The organism is uncultured Legionella sp. (genome assembly GCF_937871865.1).
In the GTDB taxonomy this organism is placed as follows: Bacteria; Pseudomonadota; Gammaproteobacteria; order Legionellales; family Legionellaceae; genus Legionella.
In genome coordinates, this window is record NZ_CALMPD010000127.1 from 1 (window position 1) to 3,159 (window position 3,159).

Below are 3,159 nucleotides of genomic sequence, written 5' to 3' on the forward strand. Positions count from 1 at the left end.
ATGCGGCAACAATATCTTTTTTTGTGTAGTGCTTCGTAAGCGAAAACAGGGCGTGCGCAGAGGGAAAATGCTGTTGCCAATTGATGATTCGGTTTATCTGGGTTACAACAGACTGTTGATAGAGAGGATTTGTTGTGTCATCTAAAGGAAGGCTCATACTGATTTCCATCGGCTCTAAGTGCGCGCATTTTATCATGATGTCCTAAAAAGGAACAGTATTGCGAGGCATGTGATCTTGATTTTTGTACTAACGTACTCATTTAATTAAATTTTTATGCGCGAAAATCAAACATTATTGTGCTGTATCGTTTCTCGTGTATCTCTTGTGATAATATACGTGTATCAATGTTTAAGTGGCTCAAGGTAAGAGCAATAATTACTGTAATATTATAAGATTAAGCGTCGTTTTAAATGGGATTGAGACTAATCGCTGTTTCTGTCTAATTAAAATTGCAATATTTAAGTAATACAGGAGGTTTGGCTTGTGTCTGTCAAAGGATTATTTGGGATCTAAGACCAAAACTAAAATGAGTCTAGGTCAAATATTGTTTATTTGACGTCTTATGCGAATAAAGTGATGTGTGGGAAATCAAAGATAAATATACATTTTAAAGATTAAGGCAGATTTGAATCTAAATCGATACCCTTGGATTTGAAACACCGAAAGGGAGTACGCTAATTTTTATGTGAGATCATACTGACAAGTTGGATATAGTGCTTAATGCTATACGTCGTTTTTAATTATGTTTTCAATAAATGACGACCATTTTTCTAATGCCTCTTGTCTTTGGAGCAACATTTCATTTCTGTTGTAGGTAGCCATTATCTTGGGCATTTTATGGCCAAGACATTTTTCTACTACAACAGGGTCTACATGCAGTACTTCACCCATAAGTGTTGCAAATGTTCTTCGTAGATCATGAGGTGTCCATTGGGGGATAGCGACCCGTTCCTGGATTCTTTTAACGGCTTTTGCAATGGCTTTATCAGATAATGCTTCACCATTTTTAAAATTGGAAATAATGAAATTTGATGTTCTTTGCTCTTGAAGCATTTTAAATAATTGTTTAGCAAGAGGAGTCAGATGAATTTTCATAGCCAAACCATTTTTATTATGATTTGCAGGGATAGTCCATAGAGATTGCTCAAAATTGATTTCATTCCAAGTACCTAATAATATTTCACCAGTTCTCACGCCCGTTAAAAGAATGATTTTGATTGCAGTGCGAATGGACAGAGATATTTTACTTGCATCACCTTCTAAAAAACACCAAAGCGCTTTTATTTCATGAACTGTCAAATAACGCTCGCGCGGTTTTTCAAGTCCGCCAATATCTCTTGCCCTAATGCCAGCGGCAGGATTTGCTGACATATCTCCTCGGCTCACAGCATAGTTAAACGCTTGTTTTAGGGTGCTTAAAACCTTATTGGCATGCACTGGTGATCCACGGTTTACTATGGTATCTAAAGCTCTTGTAATATCACGAGGATGTAATTGTTCCGGATTTCTATTACCTAAAAGAGGGATAATATCAGCCTCTATTTGTTGCTTGATCTGTAATGGTTGTTTCCTGTTTTTTTCTATATAACCTTCATACCAGGTACGAATTATAAGTTCGATAGTATTTTGGGTTTTTAATTTTTCCTGTTTTTGATACTCAATTGGATTTATACCATTTTCTTTCAGTTTTTGCGTCTGGAATAATAGCTCTCTTGCTTCTTTAAGGCTTATCTCAGGATATTTCCCTAGCGACATTTTGGATCGCTTTCCATTCAGGGTAAAACGATAAAACCAGGATTTATTTCCACTTGGTGTTACTCTAACTCCCAATCCTGATGCCTCTATTTTTTCAAGCCAATCAGATTCAGGTTGAAGATTCTTAATGAAGTTGTCAGTAAATTTCATGGCAATCCCTTATAAGTCTTGGTACCTATTTTGGTACCACTTTTGCTGTTCTTGAATAATATTCTATGATATTATTTGAAATATACAAGAGGAAAATATGCCTTTATTTACAATGGCTGTTGGTTTTAATTGAATTTAAAAGATATTTTTTGATATTGATACTCACTAGCATGGGGTGCTAGTGGTCGAAGGTTCAAATCCTTCCGTCCCGACCAATAGAATCAATGAGTTACAGTAAACTCCCTTTGTAATAAAAATTCTCGGGTACACTTTGGGGTACACCTAGAAGAAAGTGGGGCTCTTTAGGACTAAATGCAGCCTATATTAGATTGTCTAATACAGGCTATGAAAATCTAGTAGTTAACCTTGAAGGACAAAGCAAATGTACCCTTATCTTCTGGTGTTAGTTGCAATTGCACTCTCTTCGAGCAGAATAAAGTATGGGTATCTTTTCTATAAAGGATTTGTGGTGCCATAATTTGTTGCTGCATTTCAGCTTCTTGTTCAGATAACCATGAGGGTATTTCTACATAATCTTCTGGTTTGGCTTTCAAACTCATTTGGCGTAGTAATAGTTTTTTAAAGGAAGAGGATAGGCTCAATTCATCATCTAATTCAGTAGCAAGAAATAATTTACTCAAATCAGAAAATTCTAAATTAGAAATTGCTTCATCCAGATAGCCACAAACCTCGGAGTAATTAGGATACCACTCACTCACCGGATAATTAAAATTATAATCTTTAGATGTTTGTTCATCAGCATGAGGAATTTGAGGTGCTTTTTGTAACAAATAAGCTAATATAGCTTGCTCTGCTCTTAAGCGAGTGCCAGTTTCCAATGCAGATTCGAACTTAGAGGAATTGTTTTCAATAAAGTCAATTTTGTTTTGTATTGCAAAAACGACACATTCATCAGTATTTTTTTGGTTATAAGAAGAATAGTTAATTTTTACTTGAGCAATAGGTATCTGTAGTTGCTCTTGAAGGATATTAACCATACGACCATAAGCAAATTTTAACATCAAAGAGTTAACCGGTTCGCGTAGTTCCAATTGCACAGCCGATTCTTCATCTTCCGGGCTTTTGAAAAGTTCAATAAATCTTGGATTTGTTTTAGAAATAGACTCTTTACAGGTGGTTAGATTGATACCCAATTTTTCTAGCTCTTGCGTCATATGCGGTGGGAAAAAAGTACAAGTTGTCATTCAGCACTCTAATAGGACCACTTAGTCATCACCTAAAGGGACCACCCC

The 3,159-nt window shown here is 35.8% G+C and carries 2 protein-coding genes; both read right to left on the reverse strand.

What is annotated here, in order from left to right; translation table 11 throughout:
• Nucleotides 1–724: 724 nt before the first annotated feature.
• Entirely contained in the window at nt 725–1,906 is a 1,182-nt protein-coding gene (locus Q0495_RS06920; RefSeq protein ID WP_298624373.1) for a site-specific integrase, read from the reverse strand.
• A gap of 353 nt (nt 1,907–2,259) precedes the next feature.
• A complete protein-coding gene (locus Q0495_RS06925; RefSeq protein WP_298624375.1) occupies nt 2,260–3,111 on the reverse strand; it encodes a hypothetical protein in 852 nt (283 codons plus the stop codon).
• Nucleotides 3,112–3,159 lie beyond the last annotated feature (48 nt).

What these genes read in the sequence shown, in the direction of transcription:
- Q0495_RS06920 (WP_298624373.1), bottom strand. Translation starts at nt 1,906, where the DNA reads ATGAAATTTACTGACAACTTCATTAAGAATCTTCAACCTGAATCTGAT.
- Q0495_RS06925 (WP_298624375.1), bottom strand. Translation starts at nt 3,111, where the DNA reads ATGACAACTTGTACTTTTTTCCCACCGCATATGACGCAAGAGCTAGAA.